General features: G+C 36.8%; 23 protein-coding genes and 2 pseudogenes. 20 read left to right on the top strand and 5 right to left on the bottom strand.

Features of this window, described 5'->3' with window-relative positions; all coding sequences use genetic code 11:
- Positions 1-68 precede the first annotated feature (68 nt).
- The 6 genes and pseudogenes from nhaD (at position 69) to ACYIB7_RS11735 (ending at position 4,877) form a co-directional block, all read left to right on the top strand.
- Positions 69-1,499: a sodium:proton antiporter NhaD gene (nhaD, locus tag ACYIB7_RS11710; RefSeq protein ID WP_480337147.1), complete on the top strand. Its 1,431-nt coding sequence runs from the start codon at positions 69-71 to the stop codon at positions 1,497-1,499.
- Positions 1,500-1,510: 11 nt separating this feature from the next.
- Entirely contained in the window at positions 1,511-2,356 is an 846-nt protein-coding gene (locus tag ACYIB7_RS11715) for an ATPase (protein WP_480337149.1), read from the top strand.
- Positions 2,357-2,362: 6 nt separating this feature from the next.
- A complete protein-coding gene (gene murQ, locus ACYIB7_RS11720) occupies positions 2,363-3,193 on the top strand; it encodes an N-acetylmuramic acid 6-phosphate etherase (RefSeq protein ID WP_480337151.1) in 831 nt (276 codons plus the stop codon).
- A 1-nt stretch (position 3,194) separates the two neighbouring features.
- Positions 3,195-3,593 (top strand): annotated as a pseudogene (locus tag ACYIB7_RS11725) (MgtC/SapB family protein); the annotation flags it as partial.
- Positions 3,594-3,658: 65 nt separating this feature from the next.
- Entirely contained in the window at positions 3,659-4,303 is a 645-nt protein-coding gene (locus tag ACYIB7_RS11730; RefSeq protein ID WP_455628947.1) for a hypothetical protein, read from the top strand.
- Entirely contained in the window at positions 4,287-4,877 is a 591-nt protein-coding gene (locus ACYIB7_RS11735; RefSeq protein WP_103984255.1) for a uracil-DNA glycosylase family protein, read from the top strand. The genes ACYIB7_RS11730 and ACYIB7_RS11735 overlap by 17 nt, the downstream gene beginning before the upstream one ends.
- Positions 4,878-4,939: 62 nt before the next feature.
- Here the strand turns inward: ACYIB7_RS11735 and ACYIB7_RS11740 are convergent, their stop codons facing one another.
- Together ACYIB7_RS11740 and ACYIB7_RS11745 are read right to left on the bottom strand one after the other, a co-directional pair.
- On the bottom strand, positions 4,940-6,442 hold the full coding sequence (locus tag ACYIB7_RS11740; RefSeq protein ID WP_103984256.1) for a glutamine synthetase family protein: 1,503 nt from the start codon (positions 6,440-6,442) through the stop codon (positions 4,940-4,942).
- 49 nt (positions 6,443-6,491) lie between these two features.
- Positions 6,492-7,451, bottom strand: a complete 960-nt coding sequence (locus ACYIB7_RS11745) for a glycerophosphodiester phosphodiesterase family protein (protein WP_103984261.1) — start codon at positions 7,449-7,451, stop codon at positions 6,492-6,494.
- Between the two features lie 414 nt (positions 7,452-7,865).
- On the opposite strand from ACYIB7_RS11745, the gene ACYIB7_RS11750 reads away from it, so the two are divergent.
- From ACYIB7_RS11750 to ACYIB7_RS11795, 10 genes are all read left to right on the top strand, one after another.
- Complete coding sequence (locus ACYIB7_RS11750) at positions 7,866-9,044, top strand: 6-bladed beta-propeller (protein ID WP_480337153.1); 1,179 nt, start codon at positions 7,866-7,868, stop codon at positions 9,042-9,044.
- 281 nt (positions 9,045-9,325) lie between these two features.
- A complete protein-coding gene (locus ACYIB7_RS11755; protein ID WP_480337154.1) occupies positions 9,326-10,552 on the top strand; it encodes a hypothetical protein in 1,227 nt (408 codons plus the stop codon).
- Positions 10,549-12,048 carry a glycosyltransferase family 2 protein gene (locus tag ACYIB7_RS11760; RefSeq protein ID WP_480337156.1) on the top strand — a complete coding sequence of 500 codons (1,500 nt, stop codon included), beginning with the start codon at positions 10,549-10,551 and terminating at the stop codon, positions 12,046-12,048. Before ACYIB7_RS11755 ends, ACYIB7_RS11760 begins: the two co-directional genes overlap by 4 nt.
- Before the next feature lie 215 nt (positions 12,049-12,263).
- A complete protein-coding gene (locus tag ACYIB7_RS11765; RefSeq protein ID WP_103984263.1) occupies positions 12,264-12,515 on the top strand; it encodes a TIGR04149 family rSAM-modified RiPP in 252 nt (83 codons plus the stop codon).
- A gap of 118 nt (positions 12,516-12,633) precedes the next feature.
- Positions 12,634-13,866: a PDZ domain-containing protein gene (locus ACYIB7_RS11770; RefSeq protein ID WP_480337158.1), complete on the top strand. Its 1,233-nt coding sequence runs from the start codon at positions 12,634-12,636 to the stop codon at positions 13,864-13,866.
- Between the two features lie 233 nt (positions 13,867-14,099).
- Complete coding sequence (locus ACYIB7_RS11775) at positions 14,100-14,351, top strand: TIGR04149 family rSAM-modified RiPP (RefSeq protein WP_480337160.1); 252 nt, start codon at positions 14,100-14,102, stop codon at positions 14,349-14,351.
- Between the two features lie 118 nt (positions 14,352-14,469).
- The gene (locus tag ACYIB7_RS11780) at positions 14,470-15,702 is read left to right on the top strand and encodes a PDZ domain-containing protein (RefSeq protein ID WP_480337161.1); all 1,233 of its coding nucleotides are present in this window, start codon (positions 14,470-14,472) and stop codon (positions 15,700-15,702) included.
- 28 nt (positions 15,703-15,730) lie between these two features.
- The gene (locus ACYIB7_RS11785; protein ID WP_103984264.1) at positions 15,731-17,050 is read left to right on the top strand and encodes a radical SAM/SPASM domain-containing protein; all 1,320 of its coding nucleotides are present in this window, start codon (positions 15,731-15,733) and stop codon (positions 17,048-17,050) included.
- Positions 17,050-18,297 (top strand): radical SAM peptide maturase, encoded by a 1,248-nt coding sequence (locus ACYIB7_RS11790; protein ID WP_480337163.1) that lies wholly within the window; start codon positions 17,050-17,052, stop codon positions 18,295-18,297. The genes ACYIB7_RS11785 and ACYIB7_RS11790 overlap by 1 nt, the downstream gene beginning before the upstream one ends.
- A gap of 14 nt (positions 18,298-18,311) precedes the next feature.
- Positions 18,312-19,550 (top strand): TIGR04150 pseudo-rSAM protein, encoded by a 1,239-nt coding sequence (locus tag ACYIB7_RS11795; protein WP_480337164.1) that lies wholly within the window; start codon positions 18,312-18,314, stop codon positions 19,548-19,550.
- Between the two features lie 123 nt (positions 19,551-19,673).
- Here the strand turns inward: ACYIB7_RS11795 and ACYIB7_RS11800 are convergent, their stop codons facing one another.
- Positions 19,674-20,126 carry a beta-barrel domain-containing protein gene (locus tag ACYIB7_RS11800; protein WP_480337165.1) on the bottom strand — a complete coding sequence of 151 codons (453 nt, stop codon included), beginning with the start codon at positions 20,124-20,126 and terminating at the stop codon, positions 19,674-19,676.
- A gap of 115 nt (positions 20,127-20,241) precedes the next feature.
- On the opposite strand from ACYIB7_RS11800, the gene ACYIB7_RS11805 reads away from it, so the two are divergent.
- The 4 genes from ACYIB7_RS11805 (at position 20,242) to ACYIB7_RS11820 (ending at position 23,068) form a co-directional block, all read left to right on the top strand.
- Complete coding sequence (locus tag ACYIB7_RS11805; protein WP_480338476.1) at positions 20,242-20,394, top strand: helix-turn-helix transcriptional regulator; 153 nt, start codon at positions 20,242-20,244, stop codon at positions 20,392-20,394.
- A 260-nt stretch (positions 20,395-20,654) separates the two neighbouring features.
- A complete protein-coding gene (locus ACYIB7_RS11810) occupies positions 20,655-20,858 on the top strand; it encodes a TIGR04149 family rSAM-modified RiPP (protein WP_103984269.1) in 204 nt (67 codons plus the stop codon).
- A gap of 149 nt (positions 20,859-21,007) precedes the next feature.
- Positions 21,008-22,228 carry a 6-bladed beta-propeller gene (locus ACYIB7_RS11815; protein ID WP_480337166.1) on the top strand — a complete coding sequence of 407 codons (1,221 nt, stop codon included), beginning with the start codon at positions 21,008-21,010 and terminating at the stop codon, positions 22,226-22,228.
- A gap of 231 nt (positions 22,229-22,459) precedes the next feature.
- On the top strand, positions 22,460-23,068 hold the full coding sequence (locus ACYIB7_RS11820) for a glycosyltransferase family 4 protein (RefSeq protein ID WP_103984272.1): 609 nt from the start codon (positions 22,460-22,462) through the stop codon (positions 23,066-23,068).
- Positions 23,069-23,208: 140 nt separating this feature from the next.
- On the opposite strand, the gene ACYIB7_RS11825 is transcribed toward ACYIB7_RS11820, so the two are convergent.
- Complete coding sequence (locus ACYIB7_RS11825) at positions 23,209-24,525, bottom strand: HlyD family secretion protein (RefSeq protein ID WP_103984273.1); 1,317 nt, start codon at positions 24,523-24,525, stop codon at positions 23,209-23,211.
- Positions 24,525-26,725: pseudogene (locus ACYIB7_RS11830) on the bottom strand (peptidase domain-containing ABC transporter). The gene ACYIB7_RS11825 and the pseudogene ACYIB7_RS11830 overlap by 1 nt, the downstream one beginning before the upstream one ends.

Here is a 26,725-nt window from a genome sequence, read left to right on the forward strand (position 1 = left end):
GTGTTAATTGATTTAGAAATTTCATACTTTTGCATCGTTAAAAAATACACGTTTAATACATATACATTATGTTAACATACATGATCATCGTCTTCCTGGTCGGATATGTGTTGATTGCCCTGGAGCATCCGCTAAAGATTAACAAAGCAGGAACGGCTTTACTTGTCGGAACCATTTTATGGGTATTATATACATACGGGGCACCTTCTTTCATACCCAATGCATCCGTCGAAGAATTCAAACAATTTTTACAAAATAACCCATCTTATTCATTATTCTCTTTTAAAGAACAATGCATTCATTTTGTCGTAGAGCATCAGGTTCTGGATAGCATCGGAGAAATAGCCGAAACACTTATCTTCCTGATTGGTGCAATGATTACGGTTGAACTCATTGACGTACACGGTGGATTTATGTTTATCACCAACCGTATTATCACAACAAAGAAACGCAAGCTTTTATTCATGGTGGCGATTATTACATTTTTCATGTCTGCCGTTTTGGATAACCTGACTACTTCCATCGTTATGATTATGCTGATACGCAAATTAATCGGGGATTATAAAGACAGATGGGTATTCGGGAGTATTATCATTATCGCTGCCAACAGCGGAGGAGCTTGGTCTCCGATCGGAGATGTAACAACAATCATGTTATGGGTAAGAGGAAATATTTCCACAGCTTCCACTATTCCGCATCTGATTTTGCCTAGTATAGTATCTGCTCTGGTTCCGGTCTTGTTTGTTATGAAATACCTTCACGGAAATGTAACACCCCCGAATGTTTTCGATAACAACCCGAATGAAGAGGTACTAAAGTTCTTAAAAACAAAAGAAAAACTATCCATTCTTATATTAGGCGTATTTTGCCTGCTTTTTGTCCCGATATTCAAGACATTGACACATCTGCCTCCTTTCATGGGCATCCTTATGGGAGTAGGGATTTTATGGTTCTATACCGAAATAATGTACAGGAATAACCGGATCGAAGAAGACTTAAAGCTGCGTCTTTCCAAAGTTGTCCACCGTATAGACGGCTCAACATTACTATTCTTCCTCGGTATTTTATTAGCTGTAGACGCATTACGCTGTAGCGGAGCACTTACCGGCTTTGCCCTCTGGCTGGACAAAACTGTTGGTAATGTGTATGCTGTCAATTTAATTATCGGTACATTATCGGCTGTTATCGACAATGTTCCTTTGGTTGCCGGAGCAATGGGTATGTATCCCATAGCGAATGAAACAATGATTGCAGCAGCTGCCGATCCCGTATATATGTCTCATTTCGTGCAAGACGGCGTGTTCTGGCAATTCCTGGCATACTGTGCCGGTGTAGGAGGAAGTATGTTGATTATAGGTTCGGCTGCAGGAGTTGTCGTTATGGGATTGGAACGTATCAACTTTTTATGGTATCTGAAACGTATTTCATTTATAGCCTTGCTTGGCTATCTGGCCGGAGCTGCCGTATATATCATCCAGAGAATCGTTTTTAATTTTTAAATATCACATTTATGATTCTAATAGCCGATAGTGGTTCCACAAAAACAGAATGGTGCATTGCGGACAATATAAAAGGGATTTCCGTCCAAACAGTTTTAACAGCAGGAACAAATCCATACTTCCAATCTCCTGAAGAAATTGCAGGAGAAATAAAAGATACACTTTGCCCGGCTATTGCAAACTACAAAATAGATGCCATTTATTTCTACGGGGCAGGATGTGCTTTTCCTGAGAAAAACAAGATCATAGCAGATGTTTTACTTCGTCACATACCTGCACCTATAGAAGTTTACAGCGATTTGATGGCTGCAGCTCGCTCTCTATGCAAAACCCAGCCGGGAATAGCCTGTATTTTAGGTACAGGTTCTAATTCTTGCCTGTTTGACGGAGAAGAAATAGTAGAACATGTTTCCCCGTTAGGTTTTATTCTGGGAGACGAAGGCAGTGGAGCTGTTTTAGGGAAAACTCTTATAGGCGATTGCCTGAAACGTCAATTACCGGAATATTTAGTCGACAAGTTCATGAAACAATACGATCTGACTCCGGCCATAATTTTAGACAGGGTATATAAACAGCCTTTCCCAAATCGTTTCCTGGCAACACTTTCCCGGTTTCTGCTCGAAAATATAACCGAACAACCCATTTACAACATCGTATATTCCGGTTTCCGCAATTTCTTTATCCGCAATGTAATGCAATATGACGGATTCGACAAATATCCTATACATTTCACAGGATCTATTGCATTCTATTACAAAGAAATTCTGAAAGAAGCCGCATTATCATTAAATTTGCAGACAGGAAATATAGAAAAGGCTCCAATGCCCGGACTGATTTCTTATCACTCACATACATAAACTAACATGGCATTCCAAAAAATCACAGAATCCGATTCTTTATATAATGATCTGGATAAAATGTCTCTCCGGGAAATACTGGAAGACATTAACAAGGAAGATCAAAAAGTAGCAATTGCAGTAAATAAAGAAATTCCGCAAATAGAGAAACTGGTCGCGGCTATTGTGGAACGAATGAAAAAAGGCGGACGGATTTTCTATTTGGGAGCAGGCACCAGCGGCCGGCTCGGAGTATTGGATGCATCCGAAATTCCACCCACTTACGGAATGCCAAACACTTTAGTTATCGGACTAATTGCCGGAGGAGACACAGCACTACGCAACCCTGTCGAGGCAGCAGAAGACGATTTGGAAAAAGGCTGGAAAGAATTGGAAGCCTATCATATCAACCAAAATGATACTGTAATAGGTATAGCAGCTTCGGGTACAACACCCTATGTTATCGGGGCTCTGCGCAACGCACGGGCACGCGGCATCCTGACAGCTTCGGTCTCATGTAATCCGGATTCGCCTATGGCCAGTGAAGCAGACATTGCTATCGAGCCGATAGTCGGGCCTGAATTTGTCACCGGAAGTACACGGATGAAAAGCGGAACAGCACAAAAAATGGTACTTAACATGATTACCACCTCCACCATGATAAAATTGGGAAGGGTAAAAGGAAACCGAATGGTAAACATGCAACTCACCAACCAAAAGTTGGTAGACCGCGGAACCCGCATGATCATGGAAGAACTAAGCCTGGATTATGAACAGGCGAAACACCTTCTTCTTTTACATGGTTCAGTAAAAGAGGCTATAGATTCTTTTCACAGAGAATGGCGCTTAAACCAATAATAAACAATTTGTACGTAGCCTGACTACAGCTGCCGGCATATAGGCTACAGCCGGTATCGGGTTAGCCATAGGTTCCGGTATGTACGCAATAGGCGTAGCCGCAACTATTCTTACACTAATCGGGCTGGAATTATTAAGTTACATTTTTAAAAGCATCGGACTACGCAGTTCGCTGATTGTCTTTTCTACAAACCAAAAAGATATTATTAAAAAGATAGCCCGCCTTTTAAATGACCGCGGACATATTATTTCATCCTATGAGATGAAGCATCTCAACCATACAGATACCGATTCTTACATTGTCACTATGGTAATAAAAGCTAAAAAGAACACAGAAGAAAGCCATTTACTTACCCTTATGGAAGAATTTCCGGAAGTTACTGTCGAGAGAATTGAATAGTTTATCGGTAGACAAGGCAAGTTTTATTACATTTGTCCCCGTAAATATCAATATAATAAACAGTGATGAATATAATCTCTAAATTATTCAGGAAGAATAGCGACGTAGCAGAAGAAACCGGCAAAGGTTCAGTTGAAGAATTTGTATCTCTTATCCGTGTATATTATCAAGCCGTAATGGCTGTCAACCTCGGTATTACCAATTTGAACATCTTGCCCGACATGGCATTGTTCAAACGTATGCTGAAGATACCGACCCAAAACAACAAACTGGGAGTTGCAGAAAAATCACGTGTCCGCAAAGTACTAATGCAAGATTACGGGCTGGAAGAGTCTTTCTTCAAAGAAATAGATGCCTCCGTAAAAAAGAATTGTAAAACCCAGAACGATATCAAAACATACTTTTTCGTATTCCAGGGTTTCAACAACGACCTGTTTACCTTGCTTGGTAATCTGATGCAATGGAAATTCCGTTTTTCCATGCTGGTAAAGAAGCTACTAAAGAATATGACACAAAAAACGATTCACGACATTCTTACCAAGTCTGAATGGAAAGACGTCAGCGTACAGAAAACAGCATGGAGCATCCGTAAATATGCAGAAACACTAGGCTATTCGGAACAATGGATTTCCAACTTTGTGTATAACGTTGTTTTATTAGCTAAAGAAGACAATAAACGGGAGCTTAAAAAGAATGGACGCGGACAATAAACCAATAGAACAACATCCGCTTGGTTTCTTTTTGCCGGCGAATACACATTTACTTATGTTAGGCAGTTTTCCTCCTCCGAAAGCAAGGTGGTCGATGAATTTCTACTATCCGAACATACAAAATGATATGTGGCGTATCCTCGGATTACTGTTCCATGCGGATAAAGACTATTTTCTGGCAACAAAAAAAACGTTCAGTGAAGAGAAAGCAAAGAATTTCTGCCTGAAAAATGGAGTCGGTATCGGCGATACGGCTATGGAAGTAATCCGTCAGAAAGACAATGCATCCGACAAGTTTCTGGAAGTGGTAAAGCCGCTCAATCCTGAAGAAATACTCAATCGTATTCCCGAATGCAAAGCCATTGTTGTGACAGGCCAGAAAGCGATGGAAACACTATTATCCGTATTGCCGGAAATGGAGGAGCCAAAAGTCGGTACATACACGGAGTTTGAATTATCCGGCCGCACGCTTCGTTTGTATCGTATGCCCTCTTCTTCACGCGCTTATCCTAAACCATTGGAAGAAAAAGCAGAAGTCTACCGGAAGATGTTTACCGAACTGGGAATGTTGTAAAAAGAAGGTGTGCCCCAAAAGCTATTACGGAACTCAGATGGCACACCGCCTTTTTATTTACCTTATCCGCAATGAAAATAAGCCTTAACCAGCTCTTTCATTCCTTCGGGATTATTCTGTAAATCCGCACGCAAAGTTGCATCATTATATGACTTCAGTTTCTTTATTATACCATCAATCATTGCCGGGCTGAATACATTGTATTTCTCAAAAATGGCACGCTGCTGTTGCAGGCGGTCGGCAGAAGCCGCACAACTATCGGGTAGCTGCTCCAATGATTCCAGCCGGGCAGCATTCTCGGCCTGGTGAATATTTACATTAACATACGTCTTCTCTGCGATCTCCAAAGCATTTTCCATTTCAAATCCATGACGGCAAGCAACAGCCAACCCTGCAAGCAATTGATATAAATCGGCCGACCCATCCGGCGAACGCATTTCCACAGTCTGCTTTTGAGTTGTATCATAATGGCTTTCCTCTTCCAAAGGGTTAGCCAACATGCACATATCCGTTTTTGCCGACCATCCCAACGGTACACGAACAAGAACGGAACGGTTCCGGTCTCCCCAACAAATATTAGTAGGGGCTTCCTGGTGGGGAACCAAACGGAAGTAAGAAGTAGGATTTGTATTGCCGAAAGCAGTAATAGACGGAGCCAATACCATCATACCGGCAATCGCTTTGCGTGCCGTTTCAGAAAGGATGCCATTTGCCAACATCCGGTTCTTCCCATCCTTCATCATACGCATGTGAATATGCAAACCCGACCCTGCTTTTCCAACAGTTATCTTCGGTGCAAAAGTGATGTTGTAACTATATTCATTTGCCAGATTACGAATAACCCATTTTGCTATCATCAGTTGGTCGGCAGCATCGCTGGCACGCGTGGGAAGAAACTCTATTTCGTTTTGCTCATACACCATACCGTCCAATGTAAAGTTCCCGACTTCCGAATGTCCGTATTTAATCTGTCCGCCGGCTTGCGCAATATATTTCATGCACTCGGTACGAAACTGATTGAACTTGGCATACGGGCCCGATTCATGATAACCACGCTGGTCTGTGGCCGGGAAAAGTTCGTCATCCGGCGCAATTACATAATATTCCAGTTCTCCCATTGCCTGAAACTCCATACCCGTCACATCGGTAAAAGCCTTACAAGCTTTATGCAACGTATATTCGGGTGCACTTTCCAACGGAGCGCCGTCTTTATTAAAGAAAGAGCATAACATTGTAAGAGTAGGCGAAGCCGAGAAAGGATCAAGAAACGCCGTACGGAAACGGGGTACAACATATAAGTCGCTGCTTCCGGCCTCAATAAAAGAAAACAGACTGGAGCCATCGACACGTTCGCCACATGTCAATATCGCGTCCAGGTAAGCAAGATTGTTAATAACAAAATTCAAGGTTTTCAAACGCCCGTCACCTGCCGGATACATAAAATTCACCATGTGTATATCATTTTCCTTGATATACCGGATCATATCGGCTTTTGTAAATTCCGAAGCGGGTTTCTGCAGGAACTCCACTAATGTGTTAGAGTTCATTTCTAATTCATTGTTCATGTTTAGTCAATTGTTTTTTACAGTATTAAGATATAAGATAATATGCCTTTTATTCGGTGTCCTGTAAGCCAAAGAATTTTTCCTTGCTGCTGTCTCCCGAGATAAATGAAGAAATAGCATTCGAAACCTCGATAGGACGATCCGACTCTATAATATCCACACCTTTCCGGATTATCTGGCGATAAGCTTCCGCCCGGTCATCTTCCGTTGGCAATTTATCATCCGTAGGAGCTGCCGAAACCATACACATAACTCCACGCTCATGAAGCATATCCATCACTTCGAGATTTTCCGGCGTTACCTGCGGACCAATGTATGCCATAATATGATTCCAGGGAATCCCGTTTGCTTCATAGTCTTGCAACGCCTCCTTAGTTTTAACAAAGGCTTCAAACATAAAGTCAGGGTTTTTCTCGTAGTAAAAACGGGCATCAGCACCATTATGAACCGTTATCATGACGTAAGGTTCGGCCTCCATATCGGTTATAAGTTGTGCCGTACGTTCCATCGGAACATCTTTCTTATCCAGTATCAGCACAGTCTTACCTTTAGCCCAACGGATGGCATCTTCCAGTTTAGGAATCCTACAATCCGTCAAATTGCCATCCGGGTCTTTTAAGCGTAACTTCTGTAGCTCCTCCCAAGTATAGTCTGAAACTTTTCCGGTTCCATTGCTAGTCCTTCCCAATGTATCATCATGAAATAAAACAATCACACTGTCCTTCGTCAAACGGGGATCTATTTCAAAAGTGGCAGGGGTATAACTCAGTGTATTAGCAAAAGTTTCAAGGCTATTTTCTGGAAAACCTTTTGCCCTGCCGCCACGATGTCCGCTAATCAACGGAATACGATCTTCCGTATATTGGTAAAATGATATTAAATCATTCACACTGGCTATTTCAATTGTATTCAAGCCATTATATTCCACATCATTTTTCGGAGTATTCAGCACACAGGAAGAACACACCAGTGCAAAAGCACATATTATGACAGTAATTTCCGGTTTCATAACAAACTTGCTTTTATTCATTCGCCTTACAACAGACCAAAGATATGATTTTTATCAAATAAAAATTTCATCGGGATCATTTTTTGAAATCATCGGGATCATTTTATAAAAAGATCCCGATGATTTTCAGCAACGAAAACATGGTCATTTCATAAACATTCAAACAAGGGCAGCAATCTCTCAAAGTTTCTTTTTTAATGCCATTTTAATTAAATTTTCGTAATATGCTTATACACAAAGATTTTTTAATTATCTTTGAAAAAATCATCCAAAACTCAATATCCACTTTATTTATTAACAGAAAGGAGAAATAATTCTTTTGTTGACCGTACCAGGCAAATGCTAAAAAGCAAGTAAGCCCATCATATATGTTTACGATTTAATGAAGTACCTTGAATATATAAATTACCAGAGATGAAAAAACTAAATTTAATTCCGGCAATGATCCTATTCATAATGGCAGGATGCGGAAAAGGGAATAACCAATCGACTGATAACTTTATTACAGTAGATGTTACAGCAAATTATCCAAAAAAGGAATTAATTCTTCAGGACTTTATGGATGTAGAATACATTCCGTTGGAGACGAAAGATGATTTTATCACTACAGGATGGCTTCATGCAATTAGCAAAGAAATCATAATAGTCAGAAATAGGAGAAGATCCTCCGATGGAGATATATTTATTTTTGACAGAAATGGCAAAGCTTTAAGAAAAATCAATCATCGAGGTGAAGGCTCCAAAGAATATACATTTCTCTTAGGAGTAACTTTAGATGAAGACAATAATGAAATTTTTGTCAATGATCATTTCTCAGAAAAAATATTGGTATATGATCTGTTCGGGAATTTCAAACGAAGCTTCAACCACAAGGAAAATCGCCAATATCATATGGAAATATACAATTTCGACCGAAATCATTTAATATGTCGTGACAATGCTTTAGATAAAAACTGGCAGGAAAACCAAAATGTATTTTTGATTATATCTAAACAAGACGGAAGTATTATTAAAGAGATTGAAATTCCATATAAAGAGAAAGTGTCATCGATATTATTTCCTGCCGACAGAAGTTCTTTGATGCCAATTCGTAATCGTACACTAGTTCCCCATGGTAACAACTGTTGGATGCTTATGGAAAATTCATCAGATACGATATACGATTTTTTTTCCGACTATAGCATGGTACCTCTTATAATTCGGACTCCCTCGATACAATCTATGAAACCAAGTGTATTTTTATATCCGGCAGTTCTTACAGACCAATACTGTTTCATGCAAACCGTAAAGGCCGAATGGGATTGGGTAAATAATACCGGACATAAACGAACTAACCTAATGTATGACAAACAGATGAATGCCATATTTGAATATGTAATGTATAATGCAGATATTGACAATAAACAGCCTATAACCGTGACTTCTGAAATCACATTTGGGAATAAGGAAATTGCATTTGTGCAAATATTAGAAGCCCCCGATCTTGTGGAAGCCTACGGGAAAGGACAACTGAAAGGCAAACTGAAAGAAATTGCAGCCGGATTGAATGAAGAGTCAAACCCGGTAATTATGTTGGCTAAGTATAAGAAATAAACATAAATAGGGGCGATCAAAATATAATATTTTGAATGTATAAATAAAATTGAATAGAAGCCTTAACATCAAAAAAGAACTAAAGCAAATAAAAATAGCGATGTAAGCAACTTATGTAATATATCAGAGGACGACAATACTATAGTTATATCTGTTGAATGACTGCTACTAATTGGTTTTTAATTTAATGACATTTTAATGACATTTTCTTAATAGGCTTGTTTATGGTATTTTAATCCATTAGTTTTGGAAAAAATAATTTAACCTTAGATCTCTCATATATGCCTATAAGCTACTCTTCAATATTATATATAGGAACACAGGAAGGACTGGATACTTGTTCGAGAGAAATATCCGGCTATCTGGTTAAGTTGTTATCTGCCCATTATCAACTTCATCTGTTGGGAGACCTGTTTTCTGAGCAAAGCTATGAAGAGGGACAATCTTACGATCTGATTATCATTCAAAATTCGCTTAGCCTTATACGCTATAAAAAACAGCTTAAGCGGTTGGGTAAATCTCCTGCATTGTTTATTGCTACAACGAACCGTTTAGATAGTTACATTGCTCCGTTTAAAAATCTGTATGGAGTACTGAGTATGAGTGATGCAGCCTTGCCGGCTTTTGGTATACCGGAAGAAATGATGCTTCATTTTAATTATCCGGTGAAGAAAATGGCTAATTACTACTTTTACGAACAACAACCGAAGTATTGCCGGATTGTTTATTGTCCAACCGGAAATACAATCAAGGAAAGTGACCTTAAATTATTGACTTTTCTGCATAAAACAAATGCCCTGCTAACTATCGTTTCAGATGAATATCGATGTTTAAAGAACGCATTGCCTTCTTTTGTCATAGTCGCACCTAGCTCTTACAAGCTTTCCATCTATAGGAGAGCGCATTTGGTGGTAGCCTCAGGTATTGATGCAGTGCGTGCGATGGCACTTTGTAAACCCTGTGTTATTTTAGGAGATTACGGCCTGGGAGGAATGGTGACGCCTGCCAACTATGACCACTTGCAATCTGTTTCTTTTAGAGGTCGTAAAGGTGCTTGCTTCAAAGAAATGGTTCCTTTGGATTTGTTGGAAGTGGAAATTCGAAAGTATTTTACATCTGATTCCCTGAAATCTTTTTTTGAGGTTCAAAAAAAGATATTTGCGGATTATGGTAAAATTATTATTGATAAAAAAATATTGGAAGAAACAGAGCGGATAATCAGTTTGTCTGCATCGATAAACAAACGCAGCGAAAGGTATTCGTTAAAGCCCCGCTTATCCTCTTTGTTTGCTTTGGAAGAATCGGACGGAAAACAAAATCTGATGCGTGGGTTCGGGTGTTTTGGCGAGATAGATATAGAAATGGCCAACCTGCTGAAACAGTGTGACGGAACTTTGTCTGTACTGGAGTTAGCCGAACGAAACGGATATAATAAAGAGGAAACCGGAATACTTTGGTCTAATCTGTATGAATTGTGGAAAGAGAAACTAATACTTTTTTCACCATGAAACAGTTGCCGGACTTTGATTTAAGCATCGTAATACCACTTTGTGGCCGGTTAGATGAATTTAAACGGGTATTCTCGTCTGAATCGAACTACTATGAACGAAACGGTATTGAAGTGGTGCTGGTGATCAATAAGCCGAACGAACAGCAAGAGACACTGGATTATATCCGTACTTATCCATTTATCAATTGGAAAGTAGTGATTAATAGGCAAGATCACTCGCAACACAATCCGGCAACTGATTTTAATGCCGGCATCCGACAGGCAACGAAACAATACGTTTTGATTATGTATCCGGTATTGGAATTTTGCTCAGACGTAATCTATGAGTTACGCGAAAAGCAGGATTCTTACCCGGAACATTATGCTGCCGGTCAAACCCGGTATATGGATAAGTTGATTCCATATGGAAGCGTCATGGCTAAAAAAGAATATTTTGAAAAGGTAGGCGGATATGATGAACATTATGCCGAATGGAGAGACGCCGATGACAATTTGCGCAAACGTTTGGAGTTAGCTGGCATCCATCAACTGTTTTTCCCGGAAACTATATCGATTCAGAAAGAAGGTTTCTATCAGGAAACAGTCATACAGAATGAATTATTATCGGAGATACTTTTGCCTGTAGAGATAAATGTGAATAAATCTGATTGGGGAACCAATTATACGGTAGAATATGACTGGAAAGAACATCCTTATGCCAAACAGCAATGCCAGGATTATCTTTTAACCTTAACGCAATTTGATCTACTGTCAGATGATATATTTGAAAAGTCATATCCTTTGATTGCATTAATCCCTACTTACAACGAATCTGAACGCATAACTGATTGTTTGCGTAGTGTAGAGAAATATTGTGACGGTATCATCTTGCTGGACGATGAAAGTACGGACGATACCTACCGGATAGCCCAATCGGATAAACTATTAATCAAAGCGAAAAAAGCGCGTACCGAATTTAATGACAAACAAAACCGCAATATCCTGTTGGACATAGCCTCGTTCTTTAAAGCGGAATGGTTCATTTTCATAGATGCAGACGAACGGTTTGATGACCGGTTTGTGGATTTGAGGGAGGTGATGAAAAGAGACGATGTAGATACGGTAGGGGTTTGGATTGCAAATTTGTGGGATAGCATGGAGACGTACCGGACGGATATGTTAGATTCTCATCCATTATCTCAAAATGGATTATGGTTTAGATGGAGGATGTTCAGGAATAAGGGACGGATGCAAATTAATGCAAAACGACACTTACATTTTAAATCAGTTCCATATTCTGGTAATATGCATTTTAGCAAAACATTACTTCTGCATTTGGGATATCTTGATCTAACAGATAGAAACAGGAAGTATGAGTTTTATATAAAAGAAGATAAGCAAGAGCTGTTTTTTTATTATGATATTCTCTTGAAATCTATAAAAACCAGAAGAATTAATGATATTGAATTAAATTTCCTTGTCATTGGAAATGTATTTGATATCAGGTCTATATAATCTTAGTTTTTCAAATATTATGAAGAAGTCAATTTATGTTTCACCATTTATCCCTTCTGGTGACATTTGGACACTAGGGAAAAATAAAATTAGCACGTAAGGTATTTATTGATTTTTTGCATCAATAAGTACCGACTATACTAAAAGCTCATGTGGCTTTATTGGCAAAAAGTAGTTATTTGTTCTAATCGTATAACTCTAAATAATTCTAATAGATGAAACTAAAGAAGTTAAAATTGAATGAAGTGGCAAGAGCTGAGTTGAATGAACGAAGTATGTGCCGTATTCTAGGAGGAGGAACTCCCGGTTGTTGTCAGTGTAGTTGTGCGTACGAAGGCCAAGGTGGTTCTACCACAAGTGCGAATAGTGGTGCTAATAATGCCGGTGGATATACATCGGACGGCTCTAATCCTTGCTGTGGAAATCCACCACATTGGTCTTGCGGAACTAACGGCTTCTGCTCTTGATAAACTGTGTACATAGGTATCTTGTAAGGAAAACTTGTGTGATTTGAAATTAACAAACCACTGCACTACTACAGAAGTTACTCTGGTAGTGCAGTATAACCTCATATAATCTGCCAGTATGAATAAAATCCATAAAGCCATCTGTCACTCCGGCTTCGTTATTGCCCTTATAGCGGTAAGCGTTTGTTGTACGAAACCTATGCAAGAGAGTTTCCCCAATCGGGTATCTTTTGTTATTAACCCTAAAAGTCTAAAGATGGAGTTGCCGGTACATTTTAATGACAGTGTAACTGCAAACTTAATTTTTGATACGGGAGGAACGGCTTTGGAGTTAGATTCTTCTTTTTGTATAGCGCATCCCGCCATTATGCATTCATTGCCAGATGCTGTATTTCCAACAGGGACTGGATGGTCTAAATATAGTGTACCGGCATCAATCTATTATTCTGCAGCAATGACTTTTCATGTGGGAGAAACGAGCCTTCTATTTGATAGGATGAACGTTTATGATTGGAAAGGATTTACGCATATGAGTTGTTCTGATGGACTGTTTCATATTCCACAAAATGATACAACACATATATGGGAACTGAATTTTGAACATGGTTATATAGAGATTCATTCTGACTCAAACTTCGTTATGCCGGAAAACTGCCAGACATTTCCTTTGACACGAGGTTCACTTTCTCGGGTTTACGTTGACTTACCCCTGCAAGTGACCTTCTCAGATGGAGATACTTTAACGCTTAATCATACATATCTGATAGATACCGCCATGTATTGGGATGTAGTTCTGATTTCCGGAGTACCGGAATTTGATTTTTTCAACAGCCGCCAAGATGCAGTCTGGGTACAAGAGCCCTATTATACCCGACGTTTTATTGTGGGTGCTACACTATCCAATCAAGTACAATTGGATTCATTGAGAATTCATACAGCCGACTTTCCTACTTCAATGCCTGGTCAATATTTGGTAGGACTGAACTTTCTCAAAAGATTCAATGTCTATTTTGATTTGAAAAACAAACAACTAGGCTTATTGCCAATCAAGAGCTTCCAGCGTATTTTCAATCCATTGTCCAAACGTTTTCACATGTCTTCCAACATGAATAAACAAGGGAAGTTTATTATTGATAAAATAGCTGATTATGATGAGAATTATTGTAAGAAAGCGGGATTAAAGGAGGGGGATGAAATTATTGCTGTTAATGGGAAAGATATTAAAACATGTACTACTGAAGAAAAGAAGGAATTACTACTGCAAGATACGCTTATGTATGATATCAATCGCCAAGGAAAGCGATTGAAAATAAAAGTGATTGTGGACAGGAGCGAGAATTTTGAACTCTGATATATAAAAAACAGAACGTTTATAATCAAGTGATTTTATGAAGAAGTCAATTTATGTTTCACTATTTATCCCTTCTGGTGACATTTGGACACTAGGGAAAAATAAAATTAGCACGTAAGGTATTTATTGATTTTTTGCATCAATAAGTACCGACTATACTAAAAACTCATGTGGCTTTATTGGCAAAAAGTAGTTATTTGTTCTAATCGTATAACTCTAAATAATTCTAATAGATGAAACTAAAGAAGTTAAAATTGAATGAAGTGGCAAGAGCTGAGTTGAATGAACGAAGTATGTGCCGTATTCTAGGAGGAGGAACTCCCGGTTGTTGTCAATGTAGTTGTGCGTACGAAGGCCAAGGTGGTTCTACCACAAGTGCGAATAGTGGCGCTAATAATGCCGGTGGATATACATCGGACGGCTCTCATCCTTGTTGTCTACCTACACCAAATTCGTCTTGTGGAGTTAACAGCTTCTGCTTTTGATAAACTGTGCACATAGGTATCTTGTAAGGAAAACTTGTGTGATTTGAGATTAACAAACCACTGCACTACTATAGAAGTTATTCTAGTAGTGCAGTATAAACCAATATAATCTGCTAATATGAATAAAATCCATAAAGCCATCTGTCACTCCGGCTTCGTTATTGCCCTTATAGCGGTAAGCGTTTGTTGTACGAAACCTATGCAAGAGAGTTTCCCCAATCGGGTATCTTTTGTTATTAATCCGAAAACTCTAAGGATGGAATTGCCGGTACATTTTAATGACAGTATAACTACAAATTTAGTCTTTGATACGGGGGCAACTATTCTTAATTTAGATTCTTCTTATTGTATAACCCATCCCGCTATTATGCATTCATTGCCAGATGCAATATTACCAACAGGAACGGCATGGTCTAAAGGTAGTAGTGCACTAGCCTCGGCATATTATTCTGCTGCAATGACTATTCGCGTGGGAGAGGCAAGTCTTTTGTTTAATAGAATGAATGTTTGGGATTGGAAAGGAACTATGTGCGATTGTTCTGATGGATTGTTTCATATTCCACAAAATGATACAACACATATATGGGAACTGAATTTTGAACATAATTATATAGAGATTCATTCTGACTCAAACTTCGTTATGCCGGAAAACTGCCAGACATTTCCTTTGACACGAGATCCACTTTCTCGGGTTTACGTTGACCTACCCCTGCAAGTGACCTTCTCAGATGGAGATACTTTGACGCTTAACCGTAGATTTCTGATAGACACCGGTATGCATTGGGATGTGGTTCTGATTTCGGGAGTTCCGGAATTTGATTTTTTCAACAGCCGCCAAGATGCAGTCTGGGTACAAGAGCCCTATTATTTCCGGCGCTTTATTGTGAACGCTACCCTATCCAATCAGGTACAATTGGATTCATTGAGAATTCATACAGCCGACTTTCCTACTTCAATGCCTGGTCAATATTTGATAGGACTGAACTTTCTCAAAAGATTTAATGTCTATTTTGATTTGAAAAACAAGCAACTAGGCTTATTGCCAATCAAGAGCTTTCAGCGTATTTTCAATCCATTGTCCAAACGTTTTCACATGTCTTCCAACATGAATAAACAAGGAAAGTTTATTATTGATAAAATAGCTGATTATGATGAGAATTATTGTAAGAAAGCGGGATTAAAGGAGGGGGATGAAATTATTGCTGTTAATGGGAAAGATATTAAAACATGTACTACTGAAGAAAAGAAGGAATTACTACTGCAAGATACGCTTATGTATGATATCAATCGCCAAGGAAAGCGATTGAAAATAAAAGTGATTGTGGATAGGAGCGAGAATTTTGAACTCTGATATATAAAGATAATTAAAAAGAAATAACATGAATGATAAAGTAAGCCGATACAACATTGAAATTGAATATCCTGAGGGGACTATACTTTATAATACACTGTCTGATACTCTTTTGCCAATAGAAGCAAAAGAGTATGCTGTAATTGAAACTTTGATGGAGCATTTACCGACGTTTCAGGAAAAATACCCGGACTTATATGCTGCATTCCAACAGTCTGGTTTCATTCTGCAATCTGATTTTGATGAACTGGCCTATCTCAAACTCCAGAATAGGCGAAGTGTGTATATGAATAGAAATTATCATCTTACGATAAATCCAACCTTAGATTGTAATCTGAAATGTTGGTATTGTTCGGTTGATTATGCCGGAACAAAACACGACAAAAACAGGATGAGTGATGAAGTGGTAGATCATTTATTAAAGCACATTCATTGGTTAGTAACTAAACATAAATCGAATTCAATACTGTTGGATTGGTTTGGAGGTGAACCATTGATGTATTTTAATGAAATAATAAAGAGTGTGTCAGATTTTGCATTGCCACTTGCACAGCAATATCAAGTTGACTTTAAGCAACAAATCACAACTAATGCCACTTTATTGGATGAAAATAAAATTAAATATATGAAGGAGGCAAAATTTAATTTCATTCAAATATCTATTGATGGAAATGAACAGCGTCAAAATCTTATTAAGTGCTATGCCAATAAACGTGGTACATATAGAGATGTTATGAATAATATAAATTTGCTAACAGAATTGATTCCTGATATAGCAATTTGTTTACGTATAAATTATGATAGACAGACACTGAAGGACATAAAAGATATTATAAATGATTTTACAGAAAATAGTAGAAAATGTATTATGATTGATTTTCAGAAAGTGTGGCAGGTTTCATGCACAAATGAAACGCATAAATTATTGAAAGAAACAAGAGACTTATTTACAAAGTCCGGATTCAGATCTCGCATTTGGACCTATACCCCTTTTCGTTACAAATGTTGCTATGCGGACAGTATTAATCATTATGTAATCAATTATAATGGTGAAATATTTAAATGTACAGCTCGTGACTATAATGAAAAATTAATGATAGGGAACTTACAAAATGATGGATTGATAAGTTGGAATGATGGGATAATCAGTAAAATGTTTGCTAAGGCAACATTCGAAAATGAATGTTGTGAGAAATGTCGAATATTACCCCTTTGCATGGGACCTTGTATTCAAAAAAACTACGAGGCACTTATTAATAATAATCAACCCACCTGTATATATGACAATCCTGAATACTATTTGTCTTCTTATGTCTTAGAAAATGCAAAAAATAGAAATTTAATATAATGGATAATAAGTACTTAACAGCAGATGATGTCAAATTTCAGTTAGCCAATCTGCGGCAATTAACGTTTGAGGTGACAGATGCTTGTAACTTATGCTGCAAATATTGCAACTATGGTGAGTTATATAATGACTATGATAAGCGTAAGAATTTAAAAATAAGTTTACCTGCTTCTCTAAAATTGATAGATTATTTAACTTCTTACTGGAATTCTGATTATAATGTTTCTGCTAAGCGATATACATATATAAGTTTTTATGGAGGAGAACCGTTATTGAATATGACATTTGTTAAATCGATAGTAGATTATATAGAGAAGCTTCCTTGCTCAAATCGTAGTTTTGTTTTCTCGATGACTTCTAATGCATTACTTCTTAATCAGTATATGGATTATCTGGTAGATCATGGTTTTAATTTACTTATTAGTTTAGATGGAGATGAACACGCAACTTCTTATCGGGTAAATAAGACAGGTAAGGTTGTATATTCAGACATTATTAGGAATATAGAAATATTGCGTAAAAAATATCCAGAATATTTCGAACACAAAGTGAATTTTAATGCAGTCTTACATAATCGGAATTCAGTCAGTAGTATTTACGAATTTTTTAAGACACATTATAATAAAACACCAAGTATTGGCGAGTTGAATAATATGGGTGTAAGCCCAGATAAAATAAAATTATTTCAGGATACGTATCGCAATTCAGAGGAGAGCTTACATCAAGCTGAAAATTATGAAGAAATAGAACAAGAGATGTTCTTGAAATCAGCGACCTATCAAACAGTGACGCATTTCATTCACCAATACAGTGGATATGTGTTTAGAAATTATTCAGACTTATTATATGGCAGAACAAACAAGAAAATTCCTACAGGTACCTGTCTTCCATTTAGTAAAAGAATGTTCGTTACTGTAAACGGTAAAATTTTACCGTGTGAGCGTATCGGACAGCATTTTGCATTGGGTAAAGTTTCGGATGACAGTGGCGTTGAGCTTGATTTTGAAATGATAGCTGATAGATATAATGCTTATTATGCCAAATTAGCACCTCAATGTAAGAAGTGCCATAAAGCAGCATCTTGTATACAATGTCTTTTTAACCTTAAAGGGCTAGAGGATTCCCCCGTTTGCTATGGATATATGGATAAGCATTCATTTGAAATGTATAAATCAAATCAAATAGCATTTTTACGTAAGCACCCGACAGATTATTATAGAATAATGGAAGAGGTCATAACTGAATAAAAACAAAATGCAACATGTTTGATAAAGAAAAAAAATATTGGTTAGTTATTGCTCCTTATGTATACTGTTGTATCAAGAACAAACAAGCTTTGTTATATAATACTAAAAATGGGAAGTCTTTAGAGATTGAAAATAAAGCCATAATAGCTTTATTGCAGCAACTGCATAAAAAACAAAATCTTGGTACAGTTTATTGTAAAGGTAATAGGTTGGTAAAACCTGAGTACAAAGATTTCTTATGTTCTTTTTTGGCGAAAGAAATGGGGTATATTCAGGATATAATGGATTTTCCCGAAAGGCCTATACAAATGATGCCTATTCTAAATATTCAATGTGACGTTGATAAATTACAAAAAACAGAAGAGAGAGATGTGGGAGAAATGGTTCTACTTTATTTGTCAGAATTGAATATTTACCTATATAATGTTTGTCATCATCATTGTGGTAACTGTAATAAGATTGCTAAACAAAAATTATGTTGCTATTTAAAAGAAAACGAACTATGTCAGGCTATTGACGTTACAGCATTAAAGCATATTTTTTCCCAAATTAAATACGCTCCAATAGGAAAGTTGAATTTATTTGGAGGTAATATATTTCAGTATCCACACTATGAAGCTTTACTACCTTTATTGACTCAATTCAAAGGAAAAATTCATATCTGGAGCCATTATTTGGACTTTGTGAATAATGTGAATTTGAATCCGAACTTTATTTACAATATTATTGTACCTTTTCCTTTGGAAAAAGAGCAACTGTTATTATCCTCATCACTGTTAAATAGTTTACAAATGAAAATTCATTTTTATGTTACTCAATATGATGAGTGTACAAAAGCCGAAGAGATAATAGATAAATATAAAATAGATGATTTCTCAATACATCCAGTATATATAGATACAAATTCGGACTTCTTTAAAGAATATGTCTATATGAGTAAGGATGATATTTTGCAGTTTAATACCTCGTTCAATCAAATTTTTATACACCAAAATATGAATTCACATTTCTTTGGTTCGTTAACAATATCCGTGAATGGAGATGTAAGCGCAAATCTGAATAGTCCTGTTTTAGGAAATATCTATAAAGATGCTTTAGTTGATATAGTGAACAGAGAAATGATAGAAAATACAGCTTGGAGGAAAATTAGAGATAGTCAGCCTTGCTCAGACTGTTTGTTTCAATATCTTTGCCCTTCCCCTTCTAATTATGAGGTTGTTATTGGAAAGTCAAACTTATGCCATGTGAAGTAGCGATCTGTATAGCCACATATATCTTTATAAAATCAAAAAGTGATACATAAAAGCACTTTCAAAATTTGGAAATATTTAATAATAACTTTAAGAAAAATGATTATTCATAAGTAAGACAAAAAATCAAAACCCCAGCCCTTCACGAAACACTTTCTTCAGCGGCATGAAAAAACGTTCGATCAAACGAAGATCGTCTGTTACGATTTCTGCGGTAGCGGTCATTTCGTGTGAGACAGGAAGCGTTTTACCATAGTTGGTAGTAAGTCCTTTTGGGAAAGCAATTTCAATGGTATAATTGTTATCCGTAGGAACTAAAGAAATACTATTAACGGTTCCGTTCACAACTCCGAATTCCTGATCCGGATAGTTTGAAAAACGCACAATCACTCGTTGTCCGACTTTCACCTTACCCGAACATGCTATAGGTAATAAAGCTTTTCCCATTAATAAATCGGAGGTGGCAGGCACTACTGTAAAAACAGGGTCTCCTAATGGGATATACTGATTTTCATTCCAATATTTTGTAAACGTAACCTTGCCATCAATTGGGGAGGTAAGGCAATAAGGAAAACTCAAAGGGAGGGGTAAATAAAAACAGAATTTACTTGTTTAAGACATTTTAATCCATTAGTTTTGGAAAAATTATCGATATAAAACAAGTGACTTTATTTTGAAACAAGGGAAAAATACAGTGGAGATAGCCAGCGATTTATGCAAAGGCCAATATACCGTACGAAATCAGATAAAATCGTTGTTTTCTAAATTAAAGGTTCACTCTATGCAAGAAGCTATCGAATTTGCTTGTTATCTCGAATATTACATCCAAAGAGAGAATAAGACCTAACCCATAAATTATTGTCCCCTAATGACAGTCTTTACTTATAAAAGTAGTTTAAACGAAAAATAAAATAGGCCTATTTAGGCTATTTTTAATTCCATGAAATGTGTTAATATTGTAAATATTTACATATCAAATAATTATTCACAAGACAAAAATATTTTTGAGTTAGTCAAACAGTATTAAAATATTGCTTATTATTACCATTCAATGATTGGTGATATTTTTATAATTGAGTGTTTAATTAAAAATAGGAGGATTTTATTATGAAAAAGGTGAGTACTTTGAAGCTTTCTGTGTTAAGTCTCAATGATTTGGAAAAGAGAGAAATGAACAAACTTTTAGGAGGGGGGAATTGTTGTATCTGCACATGTGGTGTTATTTTAAGCACCTTGGATACTGGTAATGCAGGAAATCAGTCAGGAGTTGTACATCCTGCAGGAGGTTATGGAAGTGGTTCTTTTGGTTAAAATACGTGATATAACTAAGGTTTATAAACAATAAGTCTTAGTTATATTTTTTTTAAATTTAAGATAGTAATTGTATGGTAATTTCGTTCTTAAATTCCGATATGGTTGTTTTTTAATGTATCAACTATTACTGTATTAACTAGTTGGAAATGTTGTTAAATACGCAATATGGCATAGTAAGAACAAATATATTTTTATTGTATTTGTTTTTATCTGTATTCGCCTCATGTAACAAAGGAGCTGTGACAGGAAAAACTTCTCTTGGGGATGATTGGGATGCTGTAGCATCAGTTACAATAGAAAATAATGACACTATAATTGTTTGTGATTTAAGTAAAGTTACCAAACAAAAAATACTACCGATATCGCTCTTTGTTGATAGTATTTCATATATTATATTAGAAAATGGTGATGATGCTCTAATTAGTAAACGTCTATCAAATGTTTATACAACGAGTAACTATATAGGAGTTACGGCTGGTAGTTATTCCCCTTTTAAATTATTTAGAAAAAATGGAGCATTTATTTGTAATATAGGAACAATAGGACAAGGTGTAGGGGAATATGTTGCTATTGACGCTGCGTACATGGATGAAGAAAATGACAGGATATATATACTTCCCTATTCTTCAGATAAAATATTGGTATATAATTTTAATGCAAAATATCTTTTTGATATTAAGCTAATAGAAAGGACTGTGTATGGTAGTTCTATTCGGGTTGATACAAAAAAAGAATCTGTTTTAGTTACAAATTCAATAGTAGGTACTCCGAATTATTTTGTTTGGATTCAGGATTTTAATGGGAATCTTAAACAAGGTATAAAATCCGCCGATTATTTCAAAAATCTTTCAGAGTCGTATGATGAGTCTACGTTGACAAGATTTCGAACGGACAATGTGGAATTATTCCGCTTTGGATACAGGAATACCAATGAATATTTGTATCATTATGATATAGTATCAAATAGGCTTATTCCCCAATTTAAAGTTATTAATGCTGATGAGAATTTGTCAATTATGATTCATGAATTACCATTTTATTATGTGATAGAAGAAGCTTGCTCTGTAGCTCCTAATCAGGATGAACTTGAAACTCGGAAGATTATTGTGGATAAAAAAACATTAAAAGGTTGTATAGTTGATGGATTTCAACTTTTAGATGATTTAGTTTATAATGATTATTGTTTATTTACTCAAATGCATGGAGCTGAATTTGCTATACTAGATATGAGTAGTATAATTGAAAATCGGATAAAAAAAATAGATAAAAAGACAACTAATATATTATTTTTGGAAAAAGAGATATCTGATCAAAAAAAAGATCAAGAGGATGAATGTTCTGTAGTATTTATAGGAAAATTTAAATAGTAGAGAAATGTTTATACGGACAAAAAATAGTAATCGATATTGGTTTTCAGAAAAAGAAAAACAATTTTTATATTACCCTGATATTCTAGAAAGAGGTAGTTATAAAAATAAGAAGGATAATTTTATGAAGTCAAATAATTTGGCAGAAGAAATTTTCCCAGATTTTATACTGAATTATGATTCTAATCGTCTTAAGGTAAATTTGGCCAATTTACGTATGTTGATGATAAATTGCTTTCTGCAACACTAGATAAAAAAAGTGTCAGATCCTTTTTAGGCATTGATGTTGTTGATAAAATTGTTTTATTTGTTGGCCGTTTTGATGAAAACAAAAATCCAAAAATTCTTTTAAAAGCCTTTGATAGAGTAGTAAATACCATTAAACATGTACATTTGATATTGGTTGGAAAAGGAGATTATGATTCTTTATTTCCATCTATAACTTCTTACGGTAAAATTTCATTTACTGGTTTTTTAGATTTAGACTCATTGCATAGAATATACTCATGTGCTGATGTTGGAGTTATTCCTTCTTATTATGAAGAGTTTGGTTATGTCGCTGTTGAGATGACGATGTATGGAATACCTATTATTGCTAATCGTACCAGTGGCTTAGCAGAGATTATAGAGGATGGAATATCTGGTGATTTATTAGATTTATATGATAATAAAAATGAAGACGTTTCCATTGAGCTTTTAGCAAATGCCATTATTCATTTGCTTTCAGATGATATACAGAGGGAAAAGTATTCTGTAAATGCTCATAAACAATATTTTCAGAATTACAGGATACAAACTTTTAAAAACACAATGTTAGAAATATATAATAAATTATTATAAAAACCTAAATTTGAATACTTTGGATTTCAATAAGTTTAAAAAATCACTTTGGTAGTATGCCAAATAATTGAATGGAATACAAAGTGTGAGTTAATAAAAGACAGTACCAAACCATAAAATTCCATTTTTTTACAATCCAATCACAACCCCAGCCCTTCCCTAAACACCTTCTTCAGCGGCATGAAGAAACGTTCGATCAAACGAAGATCATCTGTTACGATTTCTGCGGTAGCGGTCATTTCGTGTGAGACAGGAAGGGTTTTACCATAGTTGGTAGTAAGTCCTTTGGGGAAAGCAACTTCAATGGTATAATTGTTATCCGCAGGAACTAAAGAAATACTATTAACGGTTCCGTTCACGACTCCGAATTCCTGATCCGGATAGTTTGAAAAACGCACAATCACTCGTTGTCCGACTTTCACCTTACCCGAACGTGCTATAGGTAATAAAGCTTTTCCCATTAATAAATCGGAGGTGGCAGGTACTACTGTAAAAACAGGGTCTCCTAATGGAATATACTGATTTTCATTCCAATATTTTGTAAACGTAACCTTGCCGTCTATTGGGGAGGTTAGGCAATAAGTCAGTTCCCACGTATGAATTGCATTTGCCAACTCGCCGGCTGTTGTCTGTAAATCCTGTTGCAATTGGGTCTTTTTTTCCATTTCCTGTAATTGAAGATCTAACACCGTTGTTTCGAGTGATGCTATCTGGATGGCCGCATTTTCACATGAAGCGGCTACATCTTCTACCATTTGGCGGCTTTGTAACAAAGCAGACCGGGCTGTCTCTTGTTCGTAAGGAGAAATTACCTTCCGTGAAAATAATAGCGAATCTCTTTCATATTGTTGATGTGCAATATCATACCGAGACTCTACAACCAGAAGTTGCCTTTTAAGATTCTGTGCATATTGCTTATATTTATCAATTTGATTATGCGTAGCAGCTATCTTTTGCGGATAGTAATTCAGTTCTGTATAATTCCTGTATTCCTGCAGGCTTCTGAGGAAAGATACATAAGTAGTCTGTACATCTCCTAAAGCCATATCACGATCTTTCGGAAAATAAGCAGATAAACTGTCGGGATTATCAGGATACTGTTTCAGGTTCTCTTTTAAAAAGAGAATATCTGCTGTCGATGCCGGATTTTCAATCACGGCAAGTACTGTTCCTTCTGTTACACTAACTCCGTCGACCACCATTAATTGATTAATCTTTCCGCTAGAACGTGAAACTACTTGCACTGCCGGATACCGCCCGGTTAATGTCATTTCGGATGTGATTACATCAGGATAGCGAAAAAAATAACTGCCGATAAGTATTGCCATCGTGACAATAAACAACAAAGTAATTCCCCAACGAACAATCCATGCGGGGATACTGCCCATGACTTCCTGAACCTCTTCGCTACGAAGATCAACCTGCTTTACACTGTTTTTTTTAGTATTCTCTTCCATTAGTTCCCCATCTCCAATTGATTTTTGACCAAGGTATAATAAATTCCCTTTCGGGCAGTCAATTCTTCATGTTTGCCTTCTTCTGCAATCCGCCCGTTATCAAGAACAACAATATTGTCCGCATCCCGTACGGTGCTAAGTCTGTGCGCTACTACCACAACTGTTCTTCCTTCATAAAATTTATGGAGTTGTTCCATTATCTCCCGTTCATTATTTGCATCGAGCGCGTTCGTTGCTTCATCAAGGAAGATAAATTCGGGGTTCTTATATACAGCACGTGCTATAAGTATCCGCTGCCGCTGCCCCTGGCTTATACCATTCCCTTCCGAACCAATCCTGGTATTGTATCCCAAAGGGAGGGAATCAATAAAGCCTTTTATATTTGCTACTGTTACGGCATGCTGTAATTTATCTTTATCAATTGTGTCTGTCCCGATTGCAATATTACGTGCAATTGTGTCGGAAAAGATAAAACCATCCTGCATCACACTTCCGCTTTTTTGCCGCCAGACATGAGGATTTATTTGATTGAGAGGGATATTTCCTACGCGTATATTTCCTTTGTTCGGCTCATAAAACCCGAGTAAGAGCTTAATCAGAGTCGTTTTTCCGCTTCCACTGGAACCGACAATAGCCGTCACTTTCTTCTCCGGTATGGTGAGATTTACATTATCCAGCACATAATCTCTGTCAGCCCCATCATAACTGAATTTAAGATTCTCTATAGTCAACGTTCTCGTCTCAGGCAATGTAGTCACCTTCATGCCGGCATTCTCATCCTCATCTTCTTTCTGATGTATCTCCCCTAGCCGCTCCAAACTGATTTTAGCATCCTGGAAAGCACGTGCAAAACCAATAAACTGGTCTATAGGAGAAGAAAGCTGTCCGACAATATAAGTAAGAGACATCATCATACCAAGTGTCATATTCCCGGAAACGACTTCACGTGCTGCAAGGAAAGAGATCAGAATATTAGTTGTCTGACTAAAAAATGCGGTTCCTACCTGCTGATACTGCTCCACTGCCAGGCCTTTGATACTAATCTTAAATAATTTCACCTGTATACGCTCCCATTGCCAACGTTTTTCAGTCTCACAGTTATTAAGTTTAATCTCCTGCATTCCGGTGATAAGCTGAAAAAGATTACTTTGCTCCCCGGCAGCCTGTGCAAAACGCTTGATGTCAAGTTCACGACGATACCGCATGAAAGCCAGTACCCAGACAATATACAATCCGTTTCCTACTAAAAACAGCCCCAGAATAGAAAGGCTGTGTAATAAGCCAGCACAAAAGAAAAAACAATAAAGTTGACAAAAGAGAAAAGCGTACTGATAGATGAACCGGTCATAAAAGTCTCGATTCGTTTATGATCGCCAATACGCTGCATAATATCCCCAATCATCTTGGTATCAAAAAAACGGATAGGAAGACGCATTAATTTAGCCAGAAAATCAGAGATTAATGCAATATTTACACGTGTATTGACATGCAATAGAATCCAGCTTCTTATAAAATCGACAGATAATCGGGCAAGAAAAATGACAAGCTGAGCAATTAATATTAAAGTAATAAAGTTGAGGTTAGAATCCCGTATACCGGTATCGACTAAAGACTGTGTCAGGAAAGGCATGATAAGTTGAAATATACTGGCCGCAATCATACCTAGTATCAACTGCGTTAATTCATGCTTATAAGGTGAAATGTAACGGAAAAAGAAAGATAATTTATGTTTGCCTGCCTCTTTTTCATTTTCTGTTTCATAGAAGGATGGCCCCGGCTCCAAAAGTAAAGCGGTTCCGGTATCTTCATCTCCCGTTTTAGAACTGAGCCAGCAACGGGAAAATTCGGATTCGGTATAAGTTACCAATGTGTTTGCCGGATCTGCAATATAGAATTTATCATTTTTTACTTTGTAAAGAACAACAAAATGATGCTGGTTCCAATGAAGGATACATGGAAGGGATACCTCTTTTTTTAATTGTTCCAAAGTAATCTTCACACCACTTGTCCTAAAGCCTATAGATTCGGCGGCATCGCTGATTCCAAGCATAGATACTCCTTCGCGGGTAATAAAAGATTTTTCCCGTAAAGATTGAAGGGAATAGGTACGGCCATAATATTTTGCCACCATGCGAAGACAGGTAGGTCCGCAATCCATAGCATCTAATTGGAGGTAGTGTGGAAATGTTTTTTTTATCAT

The organism is Parabacteroides sp. KHUB-03 (assembly GCF_056640975.1).